The following is a 16,972-nucleotide window of genomic DNA, read 5'->3' as shown; positions in this document are numbered from 1 at the left end:
GAAATTGGCGTACTGATTGCAGTACTATCACTTGCCATCAGTTATTTTGGTTATGCACTGAATAAGTCCAAATCCATCAAAGCAGATGGACAACAAAGTGCAGAGGTAAAAGCGGAACTGGGATATATTCGGAAAGGAGTGGATGATATCCGTATTGATTTAAAGGCAAGCGAAAAACAAATGGTAGCACTCGGGGAACGCGTGACAAGAGTGGAGGAAAGTACGAAACAAGCGCATAAACGTTTAGATACAATCGAAAAGGAGACGGATTAGACATGACAAAAGAAAACATCCAAAAACGATTCCGTAACTGGAAAACAGGGGTGGCACTTGCATCCCTTCTAGGATTCATTTGTGCGAAGGCAGGATTGATAGAAACAAAGAGTTTTATTGATGAAATATTACCGTACATCTTCACCTTTGGTGTTTCACTAGGGATTTGGAGTGATCATGGGGGAACAACGTTAACAGATAAATAAAAATATAAAGAGAAGCATCACCAATCGGTGGTGCTTTTTCTATTGGAGGAGAAAAGAAATGAAACGATTACTAGGGATATTGTTCACATTGTGTCTTGTATTTTCGATGGCAACAAGTACTTTTGCTGATAGAACGCTTATTATTCCTGATTTACCAAAACAACCATACCGTTATGGCGTAGGTGCTTATGAAGGCGTTGTTGCTCATTCAACGGCAACTCCAGAAGCTCCAGCTATTCATATTCAAAAATATGAGTCTCGTACATGGCGTTCAGCATTCGTTCATTATGCAGTCGATTGGAAGGAAACCATTCAAATTGCTGATACTAAATACATTGCGTATGGAGCGGGACCAGGAGCGAATAAACGATTTGTTCATGTAGAATTGTGTGAGACAGCAGATGATACAAAGTTCAAGCGTTCCTATGAGAAATATGTAACACTTTTAGCGAAAATCTTAAAAGATAATAAGCTATCAGTGGAAAAAGGACTTTGGACTCACTACGATGTAACGAAATACCTTGGTGGAACAGATCATGAAGATCCACTTGATTATTTACGTAGTCATGGAGTTTCAGAAGCGCAATTTAGAGCTGATGTCGGGCGTGCATACAATCATTCTAGTGTGGATGTTTCTGTGCCGGAGAAGCCATCTAAACCGGCGGAAGTCAGGGCGGCTGTAACAGATGGTATTGCTTATATGGAAGGTTACAACGTGAACGTACGTAAAGGACCTGGTACAAGCTATTCTAAGGTTCGCCAGCTAAATAAACCAGAATCTTATGTTGTGTGGACTGAAAAGGATGGTTGGTTAAACCTTGGTGGAGAGCAATGGATGAAATATGAGCCATCTTATGTGAAGTTTGAAAAGAAAAGCACAGTAGATGCCTCTATTGTAGGGACGCGTGTAATCTCTAAAGTTAATAATCTACGATTCTATCATTCGCCATCTTGGCAAGATAAAGATGTTGCTGGAGCTGTAAATGCAGGATTAGGATTTGTAATTGATGCGAAAGTAAGTGTAAATGGTTCACCTCAATACAAGGTACACAATAGGAAAGGTAAAACATTCTATATAACTGCAAATGAAGCGTTTGTGTACGTGGTGTAGTAGGAGAAAAAAACAAGGCGGTTGCCGCCTCCTTGTTCTAAAAATGAAACATTACTTCGGGTACATTCTCTGTTATAATCCATTCTAATATATCAGGTAATAGCATGATGATGACACCAAACATAACCCCGAAACCTGGATTTGTATGAAAGGTATCTTGACAGTGGAAATAAATTAACGCCACATGATTTATTTCATTACGGAAGAGAGCTATTGTTCCATAATCGATACAAAGATGCGATTTCTGTGTTCAAGAAATATTTAGACACGCCACATATTTCTCCTGAACTTCATCTGTTTATTTTAAATGAATTAACATCTTGTTACAACTTTATACAAGATACGCAACGCGAACAAGAAACAATCCTCCAATCCTTTTTGTATCGTACACCCCAACCTGTTTTTTGTTGCCGGCTGGGTGAATATTTTAAAAACAAACAAGATTTTCAAACGGCTATTTTTTGGTACCAACTTGCCATCGAAGTACCTGTGGAGTATTCTTGGTCTCAGGATAAAATTGTGTTTCGAACATGGTACCCTCATAAAGAACTTGGATTATGCTATGAAGAGTTACAACAATTTGACAAGGCGATTCACCATTATGAGCAGGTACTGACGTACCTGCCGGATGAAGAAACGCAGCGCAAATTGCGAGAGCTCCTGGCGAAACAAACAGAAAAAGAGGCGGAATAAGGGTACGATTGTGTTTGGATACTTACTTTTTCACCACATGTGGAACATTTGAAAGTTGAGTTCATTTTCTTTCTTGACTTCCTCTCTCTTCTGTCATATATATCGTTTTTAGTATGCTTACACATTTAATACAACCCCATCTCATCAGCTTCTTTTTTCGATATTTTGTAATATACACCTGGAACCAGAGAGCTGTCTATTGTCTTTGTGGATGGCTCTTTTGGGCCAGTATCTTCTAGCCAATTATAAAAAACGAATGGCGCTTTTTGGTTATGTACATCAGAAGGGCTTGCATTCATTTTTTTAGGCATTTTTGATAACTGGATGTTAGTCGTATAAACTTTAGTGAATAAGGCTTGTACACTGTCCGTAAGAATACCGTTGTTTTTTAGGAATCTATCAATCTTCCCTAGCGCATTGAATGCAAGACGAAATAGGCTTTTATCACAGTTGCTACCTACACGCAATCCGATAATCGATGCGTTCGTTTTTAGAACAGGATGATACGTGCCAGCTTTGATTGTATGGTACATCATTTCTTGATATGCATTCACAAAATACGTATGGACTCTTTTGAACTCTTTTTGTCTATCATGTTGTGCTTCTTTTAGCTCGTTTTCAATGGATTCCATTAAGGATACTTTATCATTATTTTTTTCTTGTTTTAAAGAATTAGAAGAGTTAATAGAGTTAGTATCGTTAGAATCCGTTTTTTCGGTCTCTAGCCCTACAGTCTCAAGGGATTCAGCATTTTTCTGTTCGGCAGTCAGTTCGGCAATTTGGTCGGCATCTATGTAAAATACCTCTTTCATGATAGTTGTGAAAGTAGGGTGCGTTTTTAATACAAATACATATTTATTCTTACCATCAGCTAATCCAGCAACCAGGATTTCCCCTGTTTGTTTTAATGCACGAACAGTAGCGGTCACAGTTCTTACGGCACAGTCAGCTTTATCAGCTAATGTCTCAGCAGAAATTTTGCAGATGCCATTTCCTGAAAGTAAATAAATAATATAATCCATCACATCTTTTCGTTTAGATCGAGAAGGAAATAAACTTTCAAAACTTTGATTTGTATTATAGATATGTTTTCTCATAGCATCAATAATTTCATATTTCTTTTGTGTGCTTAAACGATTTTGTTGCATATATTTTTGAACATCTGCATTATAGGCAGTCAATTTTTTCATAAGAGCTCGTCTCCTCCGAAAACAAAAAAGCAACAGAATGCCACAGAATGTAAGCAAACTGTTGCGGAGGAACCCTTATGTACGGTAAAATGGGGTACATAAAGAGTTACAGCAAGTGTTTGCCTAGGTTGGTTAGGCGGACGGTTAATAGAGTGTGTCACCACTTTATTAACACGCTGTACTCTTTTGTTTTTTATTAGTTAAATTTTGAGTTTTTGCGGTAACAATTTGGATACAAATAACCAGAAATATGTTTCCGTTTATAAATTCAGATATAGTACAAAATGGCGTAATATAGCGGTTTGTTGCGGTTTTAGGAATCTTGATTTTTATAGATAATGGACTTCATTTGTTTGTGCACTTTCAGGTATGCTAATTGGAATTTATACGTTAGATGAAACGCTTAGTGTAAAAGGATATTATTTAATTGGAACATTATTTTTAACGATGTCTTGTTTTGTATTACAAAAAACAATTCGTGATAATGAAGAAGATAACGAGAGATTTCCGAAAAATAAACCGTTAGATAAAGAGTAAATCGTAAAGAAAGGCATTTGCCTTTCTTTTTTTATGTAAAAATGCAGTAAGTGCCGTGTGTTGACTTGCTTGAAGTACTGAAAATTTGGTATCATCAATAGTATTGTAGATTGAACGATATATTATGGAGGTGGCCTAGCCGTGTCAAGAATTTCCGTTGAGAATGTAAAGCACGTAGCACATTTAGCACGTCTTGCAATTACTGATCAAGAAGCTGAAAAATTTCAAAAACAACTAGATGCAATTGTTACATTTGCAGAACAGTTAAATGAATTAGATACAACTGATGTAAAACCAACAACTCATGTATTAACTATGAAAAATGTTATGCGTGAAGATGTACCAGAAAAAGGTTTACCAGTCGAAGAAGTATTAAAAAATGCACCGGATCACAAAGATAATCAAATCCGTGTTCCAGCAGTATTAGAATAGAGGAGGGGAATTTCGATGTCATTATTTGATCATTCCGTATCAGAGTTACATAAGAAGTTAAACAACAAAGAAATTTCCGTTACGGATTTAGTAGAAGAATCTTACAAACGTATTGCGGATGTTGAAGATAACGTAAAAGCTTTTCTTACATTAGATGAAGAAAACGCACGCGCGAAAGCGAAAGAATTAGACGCGAAAATTGGTGCTGAAGATAATGGTTTATTATTCGGTATGCCAATTGGTGTAAAAGATAACATTGTAACTAACGGTCTTCGTACAACTTGTGCGAGCAAAATGTTAGCAAACTTTGATCCAATTTATGATGCAACAGTTGTGCAAAAGCTAAAAGCTGCTGACACAGTTACAATCGGTAAGTTAAATATGGACGAGTTCGCAATGGGTTCTTCAAATGAAAACTCAGGTTTCTACGCTACGAAAAATCCATGGAACTTAGATTACGTTCCAGGCGGATCTAGTGGTGGTTCTGCAGCAGCTGTAGCAGCAGGAGAAGTATTATTCTCTCTAGGTTCTGATACGGGTGGTTCTATCCGTCAGCCAGCTGCATATTGCGGCGTTGTAGGTTTAAAACCAACTTACGGACGCGTATCTCGTTACGGATTAGTAGCATTCGCATCTTCACTTGACCAAATCGGACCGATTACACGTACAGTAGAAGATAATGCATACTTATTACAAGCTATTTCAGGTATTGACCGTATGGATGCAACTTCTGCTAACGTTGAAGTAGGAAACTACTTAGCTGGTTTAACAGGCGACGTTAAAGGTTTACGCATTGCTGTACCGAAAGAATATTTAGGAGAAGGTGTTGGCGAAGAAGCTCGTGAGTCAGTACTAGCTGCTTTAAAAGTATTAGAAGGTATGGGCGCAACTTGGGAGGAAGTATCTCTTCCACACTCTAAATACGCTCTAGCAACATATTACTTATTATCTTCTTCTGAAGCATCTGCTAACCTTTCACGCTTTGATGGCGTACGTTACGGTGTTCGTTCTGATAATGTAAATAATTTATTAGACCTTTACAAAAACACACGTAGCGAAGGTTTTGGTGATGAAGTAAAACGTCGTATTATGCTTGGTACATTTGCACTTAGCTCTGGTTACTATGATGCATACTACAAGAAAGCACAACAAGTACGTACATTAATTAAAAACGACTTTGAAAATGTATTTGCTAACTACGATGTTATTATTGGACCAACAACGCCAACTCCGGCATTTAAAGTGGGCGAAAAAGTTGATGATCCAATGACAATGTATGCAAATGACATTTTAACAATCCCAGTAAACTTAGCGGGTGTTCCAGCGATTTCTGTTCCATGTGGATTCGGTGCTAACAACATGCCACTTGGTCTACAAATCATTGGTAAACACTTCGATGAAGCGACAATTTACCGCGTTGCACATGCGTTTGAGCAAGCAACAGACTATCATACAAAAAAAGCAAGTCTGTAAGGAGGCGAGCATAGATGAATTTAGAAACAATTATTGGTTTAGAGGTTCACGTTGAGTTAAAAACAAATTCGAAAATTTTCTCTGCGAGTCCAACAGAATTCGGAGCGGAGCCAAATACACAAACAAGTGTAATTGACTTAGGATACCCAGGGGTACTTCCTACTTTAAATAAAGAAGCAGTTAACTTTGCAATGAAAGCTGCAATGGCATTAAACTGTGAAATCGCAACGGAAACGAAGTTCGACCGTAAAAACTATTTCTACCCAGATAATCCGAAAGCTTACCAAATTTCTCAATTCGATAAGCCAATTGGTGAAAATGGTTGGATTGAAATTGAAGTAGACGGTAAAAAGAAACGTATCGGTATTACACGTCTTCATTTAGAAGAAGATGCTGGTAAATCAACGCATACAGCTGATGGTTCATTAGTAGATTACAATCGTCAAGGTATGCCTTTAATCGAGATCGTATCTGAGCCAGATATGCGTACGCCAGAAGAAGCATATGCATACTTAGAGAAGTTAAAATCAATCATTCAATACACTGGCGTATCTGATTGTAAGATGGAAGAAGGTTCCTTGCGTTGTGATGCGAACATTTCCCTTCGTCCAGTTGGACAAGAGAAGTTCGGTACAAAAGCGGAACTGAAAAACTTAAACTCATTCACTTACGTACAAAAAGGTCTTGAGCACGAGCAAGTGCGCCAAGAGAAAGAATTGTTATCTGGTGGTATCATCCAACAAGAAACACGTCGTTATGATGAAGCAACGAAGAAAACAATCTTAATGCGTGTGAAAGAGGGATCTGACGATTACCGTTACTTCCCAGAGCCAGACTTAGTTGAACTTTACATCGATGATGAGTGGAAAGAAGAAATTCGTGCTTCGATTCCAGAACTTCCAGATGCACGTAAAGCTCGCTACGTTGCAGAAATTGGCTTACCAGCTTATGATGCACACGTATTAACATTAACGAAAGAGATGTCTGATTTCTTTGAAGCAGCAATTGAAGATGGAGCAGATGCGAAACTAACATCAAACTGGTTAATGGGTGAAGTGCTTGCATACTTAAACAAACAACAAAAAGAATTAAAAGACGTTGCATTAACGCCTGCTGGTTTATCTAAAATGGTTCAATTAATTGAAAAAGGTACAATTTCTTCTAAAATCGCGAAGAAAGTATTTAACCAGTTAATTGAAAAAGGTGGAGACCCAGAGGAAATCGTTAAAGCAAAAGGTCTTGTTCAAATTTCTGACGAGGGTACACTTCGTAAAGTTGTAACAGAAATTCTTGATAATAATGAGCAATCTATCGAAGACTTTAAAAACGGTAAAGACCGTGCAATTGGCTTCTTAGTTGGTCAAATTATGAAAGCTACAAAAGGACAAGCAAATCCGCCGCTTGTTAACAAAATCTTACTTGAAGAGATTAATAAGCGATAATAATAGTAACTTGTAAAGATTAAGCAGAAAAACACCCGTACATGGGTGTTTTTCTAGGTTAATCAAACGTTTGTTTAAATGAGAGAAGATCGTTTAAACAAACGTTTGATTAACTGTCAAAAGTGTAAAAATGTTTGTATAGCAACTATGGTATGATAGTTGCAAAAAGGTGGGAATAATGATAAATCTAGACATAGAGGTTTTTTTCATCTCATGAAATAATAGATAATTATTATTCGTTATATGTAAATTGTTGTGAGGAAATAGATGGACATAAATTTTTTGTCAAATAAAACAAAACCATTGAAATGAATATTTACTTTTGATGGACTACACGAATCGGGTTCTTACTGCCTGTTTGAGCGAGATAAAAGAAGGATAGGAAGATGAGAGGAGGTAGGCATGGGAATACTGAATAGAAGTTCGGTATGTTCTTTTTCAATATATAAAGAAATTTCCTGTGCTAATAAATGATGAAGCGAGCAAGAATTATTTATAATCCTACTTCTGGGCGCGAGCTATTTAAGAAGAGCTTACCGGAAGTATTACAAAAATTAGAACAAGCTGGATATGAAGCGTCTTGTCATGCGACAACTGGTCCTGGAGATGCGACTGTGGCAGCGAGGCAAGCTGCGGATCGTAAGTTTGATGTTGTTATCGCAGCTGGTGGTGATGGTACATTAAATGAAGTGGTGAACGGCTTAGTAGGACATGAACATCGTCCAAAGTTTGGAATTATTCCAGTTGGAACGACAAATGATTTTGCGCGTGCGATCGGTGTACCTCGTGCTATTGAAGAGGCTGCGGATATTATTTGTGAAGGGAAAACAGTTCCGTTAGATCTTGGTAGAGCGAATGATACATATTTCATTAATATCGCTGGTGGCGGCCGTATTACAGAATTAACATATGAAGTGCCAAGCAAGCTAAAGACGGTATTAGGCCAACTTGCTTACTATTTAAAAGGAATCGAAATGTTACCGTCATTACATCCAACATATGTTGAAATTGAGTATGATGGGAAATTACTACAAGAAGAAATTACGATGTTTTTAATTACGAATACTCGTTCAGTGGGCGGCTTTGAAAAGGTAGCACCATATGCATCGATTAACGATGGATTATTTGATTTATTAGTACTGAAAAAAGGTTCTATTGCTGACTTAATTAAAGCAGCAACACAAGCGCAGCGTGGTGAACATATTAACAATCCAAAAGTACTATACACACAAGCAAATCGAATTAAAGTGCATTCACCAGATAAACTAATGATTAACTTAGACGGTGAATACGGTGGAGATGCACCGATGGAATTCGAAAATATATATCATTGTCTTGAACTATTTGTTCCTGAACAACAAGAGGATGCCCTGTAAAGGCATCCTTTTTATTATATAGAGGAATTGTAAATTGGAAGTTAGTTTGATTTTTATGGTATTTTTACAATTCGTTTATTTTATATCCATACTTTATTGATACACTGGAGGAGATAAGAAACGAGAGGTAGGATGCTATGGAGAAGGTAAAGGCAATACTATTTGATAAAGATGGGACATTAATGGATTTTCATTCAATTTGGATAAAAGTGGCTGAAGAGCTTGTTGCTGAATGTATAAAATTATATCAACTCCCACAGTCAATGCAGCAGGCTTTATTAAAAGAAATCGGTGTGGATGGGGCATTTGTTCATCCTCGTAGTGCAATAGCTGCTGGAACAAGCCTCGATGTAGCAAAGGGGCTTTGTAAGTATATTACGTCATCTAAGGAAGAGGAAATGCATGAGTGGGTAAGTGAAAAATTATTTTCTCTTATGTATGAACACCGCTCCTATATGAAAATGACGGCGGATTTACCGAGGATTTTACAAGGTTTAAAGGATAGAGGATTTATTTTAGGTGTTGTGACAGCTGATGATTTTGCACCAACAAAATTATTTTTGAAACAATATCAATTAGAGTCCTTTTTTGATTATGTTGTAGCTTCAGATACATTTCCGGCACAAAAACCAGATAAAAGAATTGTAGAATTTTTTTGTGAGAAGTTTCATTTAGAAGCATGTGAAGTAGCCGTCGTTGGAGATACACCAACTGATTTATATTTAGCGAGAAATGGTGGCAATTGCTATGCAATTGGAGTACTGTCTGGTACAGGAGATCGTCAAACGTTAGAACCACTTGCAGATTTAGTAGTACAATCTGTTGGGGAGTTTATTTCTCATTCGGGTGAGTTGATTTGGGAACAAGGAAAGTCTAATGTGTAAGAAAAATAAGTCTATAAGGACTCTTGATGAGTCTTTATAGACTTATTTTTTATGTCGACATAGAAGGTATGCAGGATGAATGCTGGGAAAGAACGTTGGCATACATTTTGCAATGAAAAGAGAAAACAATGTAAAGAAAAGGATGGGGTACGTAATGAACACAAAAAAATTTGCTAAAGTAAATGAACAAATTCCTGGACCGAAAGCAGCGTCTTTATTAGAACGCCGCCAAAATATAGTACCAAAAGGAGTAAGTAACGGCATCCCAACGTTTGTACAATCTGCAAATGGTGCTCTTGTAACAGATGTTGATGGCAATCAGTACATTGATTTCGCGGGAGCAATCGGAACAATTAACGTAGGGCATTGTCATCCAGCTGTTAAAGAGGCGCTCCATAAACAAGTAGATCAATACATTCATACTGGATTTAATGTCATGATGTATGAGCCATATATTGAATTAGCAGAAAAACTTGCGTCATTAGCGCCGGGAAGTTTTGATAAGCAAGTACTATTTTTAAATAGTGGTGCAGAAGCAGTTGAGAACGCTGTGAAAATCGCTCGTAAATATACAAAAAGACCTGGTATTATTGCATTTTCTAAAGGATTCCACGGGCGTACATTAATGACAATGACGATGACAAGTAAAGTAAAACCATATAAATTTGGATTTGGTCCATTTGCGCCTGAAGTCTATAAAGCACCATTCCCGTACGAATATCGCCGCCCAGAAGGATTAACGGAAGAGCAGTACGATGACTTTATGATTGAAGAGTTTAAGAATTTCTTCATATCAGAGGTAGCACCAGAAACAATTGCAGCCGTTGTAATGGAACCTGTTCAAGGGGAAGGCGGATTTATCGTTCCAAGTAAGAAGTTTGTGCAAGAAGTACGCAATATTTGTTCAGAACACGGCATCTTATTTGTAGCGGATGAAATTCAAACAGGATTTAGTCGTACAGGAAAATATTTTGCCATTGATCATTATGATGTCGTTCCAGATTTAATTACGGTATCTAAATCATTAGGCGCTGGTGTACCGATTAGTGGTGTTATTGGGCGCAAGGAAATTATGAATGAGTCTGCGCCGGGAGAGCTTGGTGGAACGTATGCAGGAAGCCCACTAGGATGTGCAGCAGCATTAGCAGTGCTTGATGTAATAGAAAAAGAGAATTTAAATGATAGAGCGATAGAATTAGGAAAAGTTGTAATGAATCGATTCGAAGAGATGAAAAATAAATATAATTGCATCGGTGATGTGCGTGGTTTAGGAGCAATGTGTGCATTCGAGCTTGTTCAAGATCGGAAGACGAAAGCACCTGATAAAACGTTAACAGCTAATTTGTGCGCAGAGGCAAATAAACGCGGATTACTCCTACTATCAGCAGGGACATACGGTAATGTTATTCGTGTGTTAATGCCATTAGTTATTACAGGTGAGCAACTTGAAGAAGGATTAAATATAATTGAAGAATCATTGCAAGTCTGTTATGAGAAAGCGAATACTGCTCGTGTTTAAAAGTTAAATAATAAATCGCAAACATTCTAGCTGACTCTATATAAAATACAGAAAATTCACTTTATAATAAAGGTAGTGAAGTGAATCGATGGATTGGAAGTTAGGGGTGGCTAGGATGGTTGGAGAAAAGGAACGAGTGTTAATGGATTTACAAGATGTATTTGAATATGCGTTTGACGAAATTTTTGTGACTGACGAAAAGGGAATCGTTGTGCGTGTAAATAGTACATGTGAAAGGCACTATCAACTAGCTGCTAAAGAGTTGGTAGGTAAGCATGTGAAAGAATTGCAGAAGGATGGTATCTTTTATCCATCGGCAACGTTAGAAGTAATTGAAAAAAAGAGACCGATTGAACTCGTTCAAACGACAAAATCAGGAGAGTATTTACACGTTCGTACAAGGCCTGTTTTTGATAATGAGGGAAATTTAAGAAGAGTAATTAGTTATTCACGTGATCTGACAGAGCTCTACCAATTACGTCAAAAGGTAGAGGAAATGGATAATCAGTTAAAAACATATAAAAAAGAATTAAGAGAAACATATGAACATGAAGGACTTATTTTTAAAAGTATCGCTATGCAAAAAATAGTCGAGACAATCAAGAAAGTATCCGTGGTAGATAGTACAGTTCTCGTTTTAGGTGAGACAGGAGTAGGGAAGAGTCGATTAGTACGTCATTTACATGAAGTGAGTAACAGGAAGAATGAAAGTTTCTATGAAATTAATTGTGCGGCATTGCCAACGAATTTAATTGAATCAGAGCTTTTTGGATACTCAGGTGGATCTTTTACAGGTGCGAATCGTGAAGGGAAAAAGGGATTATTAGAATCAGCTCATAAAGGAACTCTTTTCTTAGATGAAATTGGCGAAATGCCACTTGAAATTCAAGCGAAACTTTTGCAAGTGTTGCAAGAAAAAACGTTTCGTCCTATTGGCGGAAGAGAATTAAAAAAGGTGGACGTTAGAATTGTAGCGGCTACAAATAGAGATTTAAGTATGATGGTGAAACAAGGAACATTCCGGAAAGATTTATATTATCGTCTAAATGTCATTCCAATTGTAATTCCACCACTCAGGGAAAGAACTGAAGACATTTTGCCACTCATTTATCATTATTTACAGCACTTTAACGAAAAATATGGCCGGAATGTAAAATTAGCGCCTAGCACATTGCAAATGTTTGTTGGTTACCCGTGGGAAGGAAATAATAGAGAGATTGAAAATGTGATTGAGCGAATTGTTATAACTGCTGATGATATCGTTACGATAGAAGATTTGCCAATAGCGATGCAAGAATCAACGGTTGAACAGTCCGGCCAAAGTCTCTATAAAATGTTAGAAGAAGTAGAACGGAATATTATTTTGAAAGCATATAAAACATATGGATCGAGTTATAAAGTAGCGGAGTTTTTAAAAATAAGTCAATCTGCTGCCACTAGGAAGATAAAGAAACTTATAGAGGAGGAAGAACACATTGGATAAAAAAGCGACATTTGTAAATGTAGAGAAAAAGGCGATGTATATAAATGGTGAGTGGATTACATTGCAAGAACAAATCGAAGTAAATAATCCAGCAACGAAAGAAATATTTGCGACGGTACCAAAGGGTGGGGTAACAGAGGCAAAGCAAGCTGTTGATGCTGCTCATGAAGCTTTTAAATCATGGTCTAAGTTAACAGCAGCAGACCGTGCAGTGAAGTTAAAAAAATGGTTCACACTTATCGATGAAAATAAAGAAGAGATTGCAGCGATTATGACGAGAGAACAAGGAAAGCCGTTTGCAGAAGCACTTGGTGAAGTGAATTATGCCAATAGCTTTGTTGAATGGTATGCAGAAGAAGGTAAACGCGTATATGGCGAAATGATTCCTGCTTCTCATCCGAATAAACGTATTTTAGTTATGAAACAACCGGTTGGAGTTATGGCCGCTATTACACCTTGGAACTTCCCGGCTGCTATGATTACGAGAAAGGTAGCCCCGGCGCTTGCAGCGGGATGTACGGCAGTTGTAAAACCGGCAAGCCAAACGCCTTTAACTGCTTTGAAATTAGCTGAATTAGCCCATGAAGCGGACATTCCAAAAGGCGTAATAAATATTGTAACAGGTAGTGCGAAAGCAATTGCTGATACGTGGATGGAAGATGGGCGTGTTCGAAAAGTTTCCTTTACAGGATCAACTGAGATTGGGAAAGAATTAATGGCTAGTGCTGCACAAACGATGAAAAAGGTTTCACTTGAGTTAGGTGGTCACGCGCCGTTTATTGTTATGAATGATGCGGACTTAGATAAAGCGGTAGAGGCGGTAATCGGTTCGAAATTCCGTAACGCAGGACAAACGTGTATATGTACAAACCGAGTATTTGTTCAGGAAGAAGTGTATGAAGTATTTGCAGAGAAGTTTCAAAAGGCAGTAGGGCAGTTAAAAGTAGGAGACGGTTTCGGTGATGGAACGACTGTAGGACCACTTATTGACGAGAATGCAGTTTCGAAAGTACAGGAACATATTGAAGATGCTATTCAAAAGGGTGGAACAGTCTTATTTGGTGGTCATAAGGTTGCAGAGCTAGATGGACACTTTATGCAACCAACTGTAATTGGATTGGCGAACGATACGATGCTTTGTATGAATGAAGAAACATTCGGACCAGTAGCACCAGTTGCGAAATTTAAAACGGTTGAAGAAGTAATCGAACGTGCAAATAATACACCATATGGCTTAGCTGCTTATATTTTCACAAAAGATATTAGTCAAGCATTCCAAGTTAGCGAGGCATTAGAGTATGGTATTATCGGATTAAATGATGGACTTCCATCAGTTGCACAAGCACCGTTTGGTGGCTTTAAAGAAAGTGGTATTGGCCGTGAAGGAGGGCATTTCGGTATCGAGGAATATTTAGAAATTAAATATATTTCATTAGGACTATAAGTAGTATACTAGAATCTCTATAAGGTAACAGAGAAGGAGATTCTAGTATGGTATATTGGTTATTATTACTTGTTACAATTATTTTTGAAGTAGCTGGAACAATTGCGATGAAACTATCAAATGGTTTAACAAAGCTCGTTCCAAGTGTACTTATTTTCGTATTTTATGGAATTTGTTTCAGCGTATTTGCTATCGTTGTCAAAAAAATTCATTTAAGTATTGCTTATGCGATTTGGTCTGGTGTAGGAACATTACTTATTACAATTATTAGCGTGTATTTCTTCAAAGAGCACATTAACTTATTCCAAGCATTTTGTATTCTTTTTATTGTTTTAGGAGTAATTGGACTTAAGGTTTCATCGGCATCATAAAAGGCTATCTTCCGGTGTGGAAGATAGCCTTTTGTTTTTATTAAAATGCCCAGTTACCTTTACGGAAGATTGGTTCATGTCTTCCGTCATCTGTAATACCATCGATATCAAGCTCAGCGGATCCGATCATGAAGTCGTTGTGTGTAATACTAGTGTTTGCTCCATTTTCGGCAAGTTCTTCTTTAGACATTGTTTTTCCGCCAACTAAGTTGAAAGCATAAGCACTTCCGATTGCAAGGTGGCAAGATGCGTTTTCGTCAAATAGTGTATTGTAGAATAAAATATTTGTATTTGAAATTGGTGAATCATGAGGTACTAAAGCAACCTCGCCTAAGAAGTGAGAGCCTTCATCTGTTTCTACTAAATGTTTTAAAGCCTCTTCACCAGTTTCAGCTTTATAGTCTACGATACGTCCGTTTTCAAATGTTAACGTGAAGTTATCGATAATATTACCTGCAAATGCTAACGGTTTTGTGCTAGATACTTGGCCGTTTACACCTGTTTTAAGTGGCATTGTAAATACTTCTTCAGTTGGAATGTTCGCCATAAATGGTACGTTCTTTTCATTTAAGCTACCAGCACCAGCCCATACATGCTTTTCTGGAAGTTCGATCGTTAAATCTGTTCCAGGAGCTGTATAGTGAAGGGCTTTATAATGCTTTTCGTTTAAGTAATCAACTTTTGTATGTAACGTTTTATCGTGTTCTTTCCATGCTTCCACAGGATTTTCTAAATCCGCACGAGTAGCTTTGAAAATAGCATCCCATAGTTTTGCTTCTTGTTCTTCTGGTGCAACGTCAGGGAATACTTTCGCAGCCCATTCTTTCGTAGGAACAGAAATGACACACCAGCTTACTTTATCAGCTTGTACGTAATCACGGTATACTTTCATTGCTTCACCAGCTACTTTATGAGCTGTTGCGATACGCGTTGATTCTACACCTTTTAATAAATCAGGGTTTTCTGCATAAATAGACATAAATGCAGCACCTTCTTTTGCTAATTCTTCACGAGCATGTGCTTTCCAAGATGGGAACTCAGCGAATGCTTCTTCAGGGGCTAGGTCGAACTTTAAGCGTGTTAACGTCTCATCATTCCAGTCCACATATACGTGTTTTGCACCAGATTTATATGCTTTTTCTGTAACGAGGCGTACAAATTGTACAGCTTCAAGAGGTGCACTAATTGATAATGTTTGTCCTGGTTGAATATTAACACCAACATTGACTGCAAGGGCAGCATATTTCTCTAACGTTTGTTCAAATGACATATGTATAATCTCCTTTAATTTGAAAGATTTCTTACTATATATAATACAAGAAAATTCAAAAAATATATATAAATATAGCGTAAAAAGAGAGCTCAAAATATATTGAGCTCTCATCGTTATTTAATCGAAGAAGCAAATTGTTCTACAGTCGTCGAATTGTGTATGCGAACACGCTTCATTTTTAGTAATTCATCGGGTTCACCTTTCGTAATGAACTTTCCGGGTTTTGTTGTCGTCGCAAATTGATAATATTTCTTCGTTTCTGCAACAACTTTATCATCCACATGACCGAATGGATAAGCAACTGCAATAACAGGCTTACCTGTTATTTTCTCTAGCTTTTCCTTTGATTCTTTTAATTCTTCTTCATAGTTTGTAATCTTAGGTAAGTCTGCATGTGTTGCAGTATGAGATTGCATAGAGAAAATGCCGGAATCAACCATTTCTTTTATGTCAGATGTAGAAAGTGATCCTTCTACATCAACGTTATCAACAATCATATATTCTGTTGCTGTAGGTTTAAACGTATCGTCTTTTAGTTTTTGTAAAACATGAAATGCATTCATATTATTTTTCATACCGTCATCAAATGTAACAAAGATAGGTTTATTTACTTTATTAATATCGCCCCAACGTTCAAAAGTTAGTAATGTATAGCCGTTGTCTTTTAAATATTTCATTTGGGCTTCAAAATTAGCAGGTGATACGAATAAATCTTTAATGCCTTGTCCGTGATAATCATCGATTGCATGGTACATAAGAACGGGAATCTTTTGCTCGAAAGTAATAGTAGATTTTGTGAGTGGAATGTTTTTCCCATCTTCTTTCATTCCTATTGCTTCAATTTGAAACTCACCGCGTTTTCCTTCAAATTCTTTTATGTCAAAAGGAAGTGTAAATTGTTTCTCCTTTTCTTTAGAAGAAAAAGATTTAGCACTTTCCTTCCCATCAGCTGTGCGCCAAATTTTATATTGTACCTCACTTAAAGTATCTTTTATATCTGTCATATGAATAGTAGTGTTTGTAGATTCGTGTGTAATCGGATGATAAGAAATTTTACCTTGTTCTTGCACAGTCTCTTCTTGTTTCTTAACTTCTTGAACCTTTTTCTCTTTTTTAGGTTCCTGGTTTACATTGCTACTTTTACAGCCAGCTAAAATGGCAGACGTACATAAAGCGATTGCTGCGTATTTTCTCATAAAATCACCTTCTATTGTGTATTATGTTGCATACTTATATTTAAAATCCCCACCGCTGTAAGAGAGGTG

16 protein-coding genes and 1 pseudogene are annotated in these 16,972 nt (G+C 37.2%); 14 read left to right on the top strand and 3 right to left on the bottom strand.

Going from position 1 to position 16,972, the window contains the following annotated elements:
- From JDS99_RS13540 to JDS99_RS13525, 4 genes are all read left to right on the top strand, one after another.
- Positions 1-273 (top strand): hypothetical protein (locus JDS99_RS13540; protein WP_199695222.1); only part of this gene is annotated, 273 nt, incomplete at its 5' end.
- Between the two features lie 2 nt (positions 274-275).
- Complete coding sequence (locus tag JDS99_RS13535; RefSeq protein ID WP_199695221.1) at positions 276-479, top strand: hypothetical protein; 204 nt, start codon at positions 276-278, stop codon at positions 477-479.
- 58 nt (positions 480-537) lie between these two features.
- Entirely contained in the window at positions 538-1,590 is a 1,053-nt protein-coding gene (locus tag JDS99_RS13530) for an N-acetylmuramoyl-L-alanine amidase (RefSeq protein WP_199695220.1), read from the top strand.
- Positions 1,591-1,803: 213 nt separating this feature from the next.
- Positions 1,804-2,283: a tetratricopeptide repeat protein gene (locus JDS99_RS13525; protein ID WP_199695219.1), complete on the top strand. Its 480-nt coding sequence runs from the start codon at positions 1,804-1,806 to the stop codon at positions 2,281-2,283.
- Between the two features lie 125 nt (positions 2,284-2,408).
- On the opposite strand, the gene JDS99_RS13520 is transcribed toward JDS99_RS13525, so the two are convergent.
- Entirely contained in the window at positions 2,409-3,473 is a 1,065-nt protein-coding gene (locus JDS99_RS13520) for a cytosolic protein (RefSeq protein WP_199695218.1), read from the bottom strand.
- Positions 3,474-3,812: 339 nt separating this feature from the next.
- Here JDS99_RS13520 and JDS99_RS13515 point away from each other — a divergent pair.
- From JDS99_RS13515 to JDS99_RS13470, 10 genes and pseudogenes are all read left to right on the top strand, one after another.
- Positions 3,813-4,010 (top strand): annotated as a pseudogene (locus tag JDS99_RS13515) (YiaA/YiaB family inner membrane protein); the annotation flags it as partial.
- Between the two features lie 141 nt (positions 4,011-4,151).
- The gene (gatC, locus tag JDS99_RS13510; protein ID WP_000086999.1) at positions 4,152-4,442 is read left to right on the top strand and encodes an Asp-tRNA(Asn)/Glu-tRNA(Gln) amidotransferase subunit GatC; all 291 of its coding nucleotides are present in this window, start codon (positions 4,152-4,154) and stop codon (positions 4,440-4,442) included.
- Between the two features lie 15 nt (positions 4,443-4,457).
- On the top strand, positions 4,458-5,915 hold the full coding sequence (gene gatA / locus JDS99_RS13505; protein ID WP_000051449.1) for an Asp-tRNA(Asn)/Glu-tRNA(Gln) amidotransferase subunit GatA: 1,458 nt from the start codon (positions 4,458-4,460) through the stop codon (positions 5,913-5,915).
- 14 nt (positions 5,916-5,929) lie between these two features.
- On the top strand, positions 5,930-7,357 hold the full coding sequence (gene gatB / locus JDS99_RS13500; RefSeq protein WP_199695217.1) for an Asp-tRNA(Asn)/Glu-tRNA(Gln) amidotransferase subunit GatB: 1,428 nt from the start codon (positions 5,930-5,932) through the stop codon (positions 7,355-7,357).
- A 470-nt stretch (positions 7,358-7,827) separates the two neighbouring features.
- Entirely contained in the window at positions 7,828-8,733 is a 906-nt protein-coding gene (locus tag JDS99_RS13495) for a diacylglycerol kinase (protein WP_000977669.1), read from the top strand.
- 137 nt (positions 8,734-8,870) lie between these two features.
- Positions 8,871-9,617, top strand: coding sequence for an HAD family hydrolase (locus JDS99_RS13490; protein WP_199695216.1), 747 nt, complete (start codon positions 8,871-8,873; stop codon positions 9,615-9,617).
- A gap of 154 nt (positions 9,618-9,771) precedes the next feature.
- On the top strand, positions 9,772-11,136 hold the full coding sequence (gene gabT / locus JDS99_RS13485; RefSeq protein ID WP_199695215.1) for a 4-aminobutyrate--2-oxoglutarate transaminase: 1,365 nt from the start codon (positions 9,772-9,774) through the stop codon (positions 11,134-11,136).
- Positions 11,137-11,251: 115 nt separating this feature from the next.
- On the top strand, positions 11,252-12,619 hold the full coding sequence (locus JDS99_RS13480) for a sigma-54 interaction domain-containing protein (RefSeq protein WP_097907330.1): 1,368 nt from the start codon (positions 11,252-11,254) through the stop codon (positions 12,617-12,619).
- On the top strand, positions 12,612-14,063 hold the full coding sequence (gabD, locus tag JDS99_RS13475) for an NADP-dependent succinate-semialdehyde dehydrogenase (RefSeq protein ID WP_199695214.1): 1,452 nt from the start codon (positions 12,612-12,614) through the stop codon (positions 14,061-14,063). Before JDS99_RS13480 ends, gabD begins: the two co-directional genes overlap by 8 nt.
- 47 nt (positions 14,064-14,110) lie before the next feature.
- A complete protein-coding gene (locus JDS99_RS13470; RefSeq protein WP_000263259.1) occupies positions 14,111-14,434 on the top strand; it encodes a DMT family transporter in 324 nt (107 codons plus the stop codon).
- Positions 14,435-14,474: 40 nt separating this feature from the next.
- On the opposite strand, the gene JDS99_RS13465 is transcribed toward JDS99_RS13470, so the two are convergent.
- Positions 14,475-15,704 carry an aminopeptidase gene (locus JDS99_RS13465; protein ID WP_048553277.1) on the bottom strand — a complete coding sequence of 410 codons (1,230 nt, stop codon included), beginning with the start codon at positions 15,702-15,704 and terminating at the stop codon, positions 14,475-14,477.
- 116 nt (positions 15,705-15,820) lie between these two features.
- Positions 15,821-16,903, bottom strand: coding sequence for a polysaccharide deacetylase family protein (locus JDS99_RS13460; protein ID WP_097889276.1), 1,083 nt, complete (start codon positions 16,901-16,903; stop codon positions 15,821-15,823).
- Positions 16,904-16,972 lie beyond the last annotated feature (69 nt).

The sequence above is a fragment of the Bacillus cereus group sp. N6 genome (assembly GCF_016483705.1).
Taxonomy (GTDB): Bacteria; Bacillota; Bacilli; order Bacillales; family Bacillaceae_G; genus Bacillus_A; species Bacillus_A wiedmannii.
This window is presented reverse-complemented; position numbering and strand designations above follow the sequence as displayed.

Excerpts from the sequence above, each read along its gene's own strand:
- JDS99_RS13535 (WP_199695221.1), top strand. The coding sequence starts at position 276 with ATGACAAAAGAAAACATCCAAAAACGATTCCGTAACTGGAAAACAGGG.
- JDS99_RS13530 (WP_199695220.1), top strand. The coding sequence starts at position 538 with ATGAAACGATTACTAGGGATATTGTTCACATTGTGTCTTGTATTTTCG.
- JDS99_RS13520 (WP_199695218.1), bottom strand. The coding sequence starts at position 3,473 with ATGAAAAAATTGACTGCCTATAATGCAGATGTTCAAAAATATATGCAA.
- gatA (WP_000051449.1), top strand. The coding sequence starts at position 4,458 with ATGTCATTATTTGATCATTCCGTATCAGAGTTACATAAGAAGTTAAAC.
- gatB (WP_199695217.1), top strand. The coding sequence starts at position 5,930 with ATGAATTTAGAAACAATTATTGGTTTAGAGGTTCACGTTGAGTTAAAA.
- JDS99_RS13495 (WP_000977669.1), top strand. The coding sequence starts at position 7,828 with ATGATGAAGCGAGCAAGAATTATTTATAATCCTACTTCTGGGCGCGAG.
- JDS99_RS13490 (WP_199695216.1), top strand. The coding sequence starts at position 8,871 with ATGGAGAAGGTAAAGGCAATACTATTTGATAAAGATGGGACATTAATG.
- gabT (WP_199695215.1), top strand. The coding sequence starts at position 9,772 with ATGAACACAAAAAAATTTGCTAAAGTAAATGAACAAATTCCTGGACCG.
- JDS99_RS13480 (WP_097907330.1), top strand. The coding sequence starts at position 11,252 with ATGGTTGGAGAAAAGGAACGAGTGTTAATGGATTTACAAGATGTATTT.
- JDS99_RS13470 (WP_000263259.1), top strand. The coding sequence starts at position 14,111 with ATGGTATATTGGTTATTATTACTTGTTACAATTATTTTTGAAGTAGCT.
- JDS99_RS13465 (WP_048553277.1), bottom strand. The coding sequence starts at position 15,704 with ATGTCATTTGAACAAACGTTAGAGAAATATGCTGCCCTTGCAGTCAAT.
- JDS99_RS13460 (WP_097889276.1), bottom strand. The coding sequence starts at position 16,903 with ATGAGAAAATACGCAGCAATCGCTTTATGTACGTCTGCCATTTTAGCT.